The 6,639-nt window shown below is 45.5% G+C and carries 4 protein-coding genes; 2 read left to right on the forward strand and 2 right to left on the reverse strand.

What is annotated here, in order from left to right; translation table 11 throughout:
* Positions 1-101: 101 nt before the first annotated feature.
* Both QUB70_RS22805 and QUB70_RS22810 read left to right on the forward strand, forming a co-directional pair.
* A complete protein-coding gene (locus QUB70_RS22805) occupies positions 102-1,616 on the forward strand; it encodes an NADH-quinone oxidoreductase subunit M (protein WP_332983609.1) in 1,515 nt (504 codons plus the stop codon).
* A gap of 174 nt (positions 1,617-1,790) precedes the next feature.
* Positions 1,791-2,957, forward strand: a complete 1,167-nt coding sequence (locus QUB70_RS22810) for a CO2 hydration protein (protein ID WP_332983610.1) — start codon at positions 1,791-1,793, stop codon at positions 2,955-2,957.
* 133 nt (positions 2,958-3,090) lie between these two features.
* Here the strand turns inward: QUB70_RS22810 and QUB70_RS22815 are convergent, their stop codons facing one another.
* A complete protein-coding gene (locus QUB70_RS22815; protein WP_332983611.1) occupies positions 3,091-3,813 on the reverse strand; it encodes a PHP domain-containing protein in 723 nt (240 codons plus the stop codon).
* A gap of 190 nt (positions 3,814-4,003) precedes the next feature.
* Positions 4,004-6,430, reverse strand: coding sequence for a bifunctional serine/threonine-protein kinase/ABC transporter substrate-binding protein (locus QUB70_RS22820; protein WP_332983612.1), 2,427 nt, complete (start codon positions 6,428-6,430; stop codon positions 4,004-4,006).
* Positions 6,431-6,639: the final 209 nt, after the last annotated feature.

Here is a 6,639-nt window from a genome sequence, read left to right on the forward strand (position 1 = left end):
TATGTTAACAAAAAAAATGAGCCGATCGCTTTTATATTTAGTTGCTTTGCGTTAATGTTAAATATAGTTTAAAAATCTGTAGTAAAGGAAAGTTTTAATTGATGCTCAGTGCTTTAATCTGGATACCAATGTTGGCGGCTGCTCTGATTGGGTTCTGGCCCGGTTCAGTGAGTTCTAAAATAGTTCGGAATGGGGCGATCGCCATTGCGGGCGTAACTTTTATTCTCTCGGTAATTTTGGCAGCTCAGTTTGATGCCAGTACCAGTCAGTTGCAGTTTTCGGAATTTATTCCTTGGATAGATGTTTTGGGATTGAATTACAATCTCGGCGTTGATGGTTTGTCTCTGCCTTTGGTAATTTTAAATACTCTGCTGACAGGGGTAGCTATTTACGCTACGGATGAGTCGATCCGCAGACCTCGACTTTACTATTCTTTGATGCTGTTAATTACCGGCGGCGTAACGGGGGCTTTTTTATCTCAAAATCTGCTGCTATTTTTCCTGTTTTTTGAGGTAGAACTGATTCCGCTTTACCTGTTAATTGCGATTTGGGGAGGCGAGCGCCGGGGTTATGCTGCTACTAAGTTTTTAATCTATACTGCATTTTCGGGGATTGTGCTGCTGGCTGCTTTCTTGGGCACTGGTTGGCTTAGCGGTGCTTCTAGTTTCGATATGGTTGGTGCAGCGGGCGCATCGCATTTGCAAGGAGGATTGCCATTGCCTTTGGTAAGGCAAATTGTTTTGCTGGCTCTTGTGTTGCTGGCTTTTGGCATTAAGATTCCTTTGGTACCTTTTCATACTTGGCTGCCGGATGCTCACGTAGAAGCTTCGACGCCGGTTTCCGTGCTGCTGGCGGGGGTGCTTTTGAAGCTGGGAACTTACGGGATGCTGCGCTTTGGTTTGGGTTTGTTTCCCGATGCGTGGGCGGTGGCGGGGCCTTGGTTGGCGAGTTGGGCGGTGGTAAGCGTGCTTTACGGGGCGAGTTGCGCGATCGCCCAAAAAGATATGAAAAAAATTGTAGCTTACAGTTCGATCGCTCACATGGGCTACATTTTGTTAGCTAGCGCCGCAGCTACTCCGATTAGTCTCTTGGGAACTGTCTTGCAAATGGTTAGCCACGGTTTAATTTCGGCGCTGCTATTCTTAACCGTCGGCATTGTTTACAAAAAATCCGGCACCCGCAACATCGATGTGCTCAAAGGTTTGTTCAATCCCGATCGCGGTTTGCCGATGATTGGCAGTTTAATGATCCTCGGCGTGATGGCTAGTGCCGGCATTCCGGGTTTAGCTGGATTTATTGCCGAATTTTTGATATTTCGGGGCAGTTTGCCAGTGTTTCCCGTGCAAACTTTGCTCTGCATGATCGGCACTGGTTTAACTTCAGTTTACTTTTTAATTATGGTCAACCGCGCCTTTTTCGGCCGCCTTTCGGATTTGGTGGTAAATTTGCCGCAAGTCCGCTGGGCCGATCGCATTCCTTCGCTGATTTTAGCAGTAATTATCGCAATCATGGGAGTGCAACCGGGAGTTTTAATTGGCTTGAGCGAGAAAACTGCGATCGGGCTGGTAGCTAATGTACCACCGCAAGTTAAAGCGATCGCTCAAAACTTGAAATAAAATATGACCTAGGTTCGTAGCATCGGACTTTAGTCCTATGGCAGTTTTCAATCCCATGAAATACAGCAGACGGCTGTAGGGACACCGCACTGCCGTGTCCCTAGCTATTCCATTCATCAGTGTATCCGTGTTCAAATCCGTGTCGTGCCTTCCTTCATTTAAGGTTAAATCAAAATGAAAACTACCGTATTAAAACCATCTTCCCATCCCCTAGCCGCATACATTGACATCTTGGAATCAGGCAAAGCTTTACTTCCTGAATCTGCGGAAAATGTAGTAGAAGTTGTCGGCGTTCTCAAAAGTTACGGTGTGGTTCTAGATGCCTACTCCCGCAACCTGAACTACATCGCCGAAGAACAGTTTTTAGTGCTTTTCCCGTTTTTTAAATATTTCAACGGAGAGGTGACGCTGCCGAAATTGCTGCGCCATTTGTCGCACGACCGCATAAATTTTGAGTATGCTGAGTATTGCATGAAAACAATGCTTTGGCACGGGGGTGGCGGTTTGGATAGTTATTTAGATTCGCCGCAGTTTGACAGTTTGGTCGAAAAGGCGATCGCAGCTAAATTGAAAGGCAACTTTTTCATGCAGGGACTAAACAAAACCTTTCCCGATTTTTTGCCGGAACAAGTGCGAATGCTGGCTTACTACACCGGTCTCGGTCAGTTTTGGCGGGTAATGAGCGATTTATTTATGGACTTATCTGATTCCTACGATCGAGGGGAAACTAAATCTATTTCCGATGTAGTTGATTTTGTCAAAGCTGGTTTAGTATCCGCCGCCAGTTTACCTATCACCTATAGCGTTAAGATTGGCACTCAAGTCTACGATATCATTCCGGCGGCGGCTAATTTAACATTTTTACCAGATGTAGCCGTGCCTTATGTAGAGGCTGTTTTCTTTCGGGGAACTGCGTTTTTTGGCACAGTTTCATACAATGCTCAAGCTCATCAAATCCCAGAAAAACAAAGAGAATTTGCCTACGGGGCTTTGTTTGCTGACCCTTTGCCGATCGGAGGCGCAGGGATTCCGCCCACTCAATTGATGCAAGATATGCGGCATTATTTGCCGGAGTATTTGCACGAAGTTTATCGCACGAGTTGTCGGGGTGAAGACGATGTGCGGGTGCAAATTTGCCAGAGTTTTCAGAAGTCGATGTTTTGCGTGACGACGGCGACTATTTTCGGTTTAGCACCTCATCCCATGAATACATCAGATCCAGAGGAAAGAAAGGCTAATCGGGCTTATTTGGAAGGTTGGATGGATCGGTTTGGGAATTCTCGCTTGGACTGGGCAAATCAGCCAACGAACAGGGCCTGTCAGTTGTTCCCAGAACGGTAGATAGTAATTGTAGGGTGCGTGACAGCGAGAAATATTTGACTCACAACTTGCTAATTTTGAAAGTCACGCACCGCTTTTAGGAAATGCAACAGATACTCAATATTATGCAGCATTAGTAATTCATCTGTACTATCTAAATTCTGATTAAAAGACTGAGACCGTGAGAATCGGTTCCACAAGTTCCAAGCAAACCGTGAGTTTCTGCTAAATCTTTGACTAAAGCAGTTTGTTTGGGGCTTGGTTCCCAAGGATTTGGATTATTGTAAGCATAGTATGTTTCTACGCCGTCAATGCCAAGACGAGCGGCTTCTGGGATAAGTTTATCTGCGGTCGATCGATAGCGACAAGGATGTGCGAGAACTGCTAAACCTCCTGCTTCGTGAATAGCATTAATTACCTTTGCTGCTGGATAATTATCGCTACCTACCGTACCTTTATCACCTCGCAAGTAAGGTTTAAGACTCGGATGTTGCGGATCGAAGGCGTAACCGAGAATGTGTACGTCGTTGTTGAGCAATTCGGCATTAATTTCAGCGCCCGTCCATAGAGTTGGTGCTGCGATGTTGTTCTTGGGATGGTTTAATTTCCAATTATCCAACCAAATTTGAGCTTGTTCGTAGCCTTTGGTACTGTGGTGGTCTGTAATAGCTAAGCCTTTGAGACCGATCGCGATCGCTTGTTCCATCACTTTTTCTGACTGCGATCGCCCGTCCGAGTTAACTGTGTGCAGGTGGAAGTTATAGGAACCCGGACAGCTATAGGCATCTATTGTCTGGAAGACTTGTTTGAGTGCTGAGCTATTTTGGGCTTCTGGTTTGAGACTAGAACCGGGGAAGGGAGCGAGATTGACAGTCATAGGGGTTTTTATAAAAATACCTTACCATGTTTAATATATCGAATAAATTGATATGTTGCACCGATCGCGATAGTCGCAATAGCGATTTACCGTGGCGCGGGGGCGGGTTTATGAGATTATTGATTTTAGGCAATTATGGTTGGTAAAACCTGCCTTTACAGGTTTGTTGAGAATGGCACAAGATATTAATTTAATCGCATTTTAAACCGGCGGCGGCTGCTGTGGGAAATTCGACCGGCACAAATGTAACGCCAAATTGTTCTCTCGAACACCGAACAATATGCACCAATCCTTTATAAGGATTTTTCCGATTTCCCGTCTTCGAGTCAAATTCAATTATACCCGTAGCTCCCGCAGCTTTAAAATTTGGCTCGGCTAAAGTTTTCTGCATTCCTTCGCGGCTTGGTTCCGGCTGCATTTCTAGGGCTTTAATCAGCGTCCGAGTCGCATCGTAGGTTAAAGCCGATCGAGTATTCAACGGGCCTCCCCACAATTTTTCAGCGTTTTGCGGAAATTTTTTGTCAAAACTTATTAACGGATGCCAAAACACGGCTATGCCCAGTTTTTTAACAGACTTTAGCTGTTTTGCTACTTCTAACGTTCTCGGCTCGTACAGCGTCCAGGGCCCGACAATCCAATTGCGATCGCCGTTAGCTTTAATCATTTCGATCGCATTTTCCAGGGAACTGGTGACTTGACCGTCGGGAATGACAAGTAAGGCTGTTTTTCCGGCTTTTTCAACTTCTTTGATTGCTGCTTCGGCGTTAAAATTATTTTTAGATAAGTCGTAATAATTACTGATTCTAAAAGTCGAGCCTCCTTTTGCTTCAAATTGCTTTTTGAATTCTTCCCACAAAGAAGCGCTAAACGGACTGTTGGGATTGTAAAATACTGCGACTTTTTTCTCGCCCACCAAGAGCAGTTGATTTACTAAAGCTTCAGCTTCTAGGCTAGTTGTCGGAGCCGTCCGAAAGAAAAATTTTCGACGTTTTCGCGTCAGTTCTTCTGTTGTGCTTCCCGGAGAAATGGCGACGAGTTTATTTCGATCGTAAATATCTACTGTTTCAACAGTCATGTCGCTGGTGTAGTGTCCGATGACTGCTAGAATATCGGGCTGAGCGACCAGATAATTTGCCCTTTTAACTGCGTAGGATTTGATATTTCCGTCATCTGCGATGATGACTTTGAGACCTTTTCCTTTAATAGCTTTTGGTTCGAGTAAGCCTTGACCGGGAAAATCTTTATTGTTCTCATTTGCACCGACCAAGCCTAAATTAACTTCGGTTTGTGCTTGAGCAATGCCGCGCAGCAGTTCTTCGGCTAAATTTGCGTTGAGGATGCTGCCGTCCTGATTTCTGCGGATGGGAACAACAATTGCGATCGTGTAATATTCTGCATTTATTGCCTTCAGCAGAGCATTGTTGATGTAAATTAAAGTTTCTGGATCTCTGCGGTCTTCCCGCCAGGACTGTTTGAGCAATTTTAAAGCTTCGGGATAATTTGAGTCGGCAAACTCATTAATTCCCCTTTGTTTTGACCACAGGGCGGAGGTTTGCACTAGGAGTTTTTCGCCAGAACTTACACCATCTGCGGAGAGTGCAGGCAGCGTTGGTTGCGGGGAAATTCTGGGGATTAGCGGGGAAATTCTGGGGATTAAAAGTACGATCGCCCCACAAGCCGCAATTCCCGCAACGCCTAACAGCAGCCAGCGCCAGCCCGATCGCAACTTCCGCGAATTTTTGGGTAACTCGGGCCCTGCGACGATCGGCAAATCCAAGTCTTGCAAAACTTCATCCACAGATTGGTAGCGGTCTTGAAAGTGGAAACGCACCATCTTGGTGACAATATTTTTGAGCTTGTCGCTAACTTGTACCGCAGGGCGATCGGGCGTCGAGTAATCCCAGACAATTTCACCAGTTTCGGGGTCTTGGGGCAGATTGGTGGGACGTTGGCCGGTGAGAGCTTGGATGGCGATGATTCCGAGGGCATAAATGTCGTTGTAGGGTTGCGGCATTGACTGCGGATTGTATTGTTCGGCCGGCATATAACCGCTAGTGCCGATCGCCTGCGACGTGAATATTTCACCTGTAGAGTTAGCCGTAAAAGTGCTGATTTCTTTGACAGCCCCAAAATCAATTAAAACAATTTTTTTATCTGTTTCGCGCCGAATTAAGTTAGAAGGGGTAATGTCCCGGTGAATAATATTTTCTTGATGGACTGATTTTAATATTTCCAGAATTTCCCGCAACAAGGCAACGGTTTTTTTCTCATTCCAGCGATCGCCCGCCGTGAGTTCTTGACTCAGCGGATGTCCTTCAACGTATTCTTGAACCAAGTAAAAATAATCGTTTGCTTCAAAGCGATCGAATAATTCCGGAATGCGCGAGTTTTTCCCCAGACGGCGCAAAGCGCTAGCTTCCCTTTCAAATCGCTTCCTGGCAATGGACAACACTCGCGGATCGTTCGATGAGGGAAAAGGAATTTCCTTAACAACGCACAGAGGATTATTGGGTTTGTTTATTTGTGCAGCCGTGTAGGTTCTAGCAAACCCTCCCTGTCCCAACAAAGCGAGAATTTTATAGCTTTCGTGCAGGATATCCCCTAAGTTGACACACATAAATTTTCCCACACCTCTTGACAGGCTGCGACCTTTAATGTTAATTATAAGCTTTTTTGTTGCCAGATACAGCTTGGCAATATACCTCTTGCAAAAATCCTTTTCATCTATTGATGGGACGGGCTCTCCGACCCATCCCACAAGAGTTATTTTTTCTTGTGGGACGGGCATCTTGCCCGTCCTAATTATTTTTGCAAGAGGTCTAATAT

This window comes from Microcoleus sp. A003_D6 (assembly GCF_036702825.1).
Lineage (GTDB): Bacteria > Cyanobacteriota > Cyanobacteriia > Cyanobacteriales > Microcoleaceae > Microcoleus.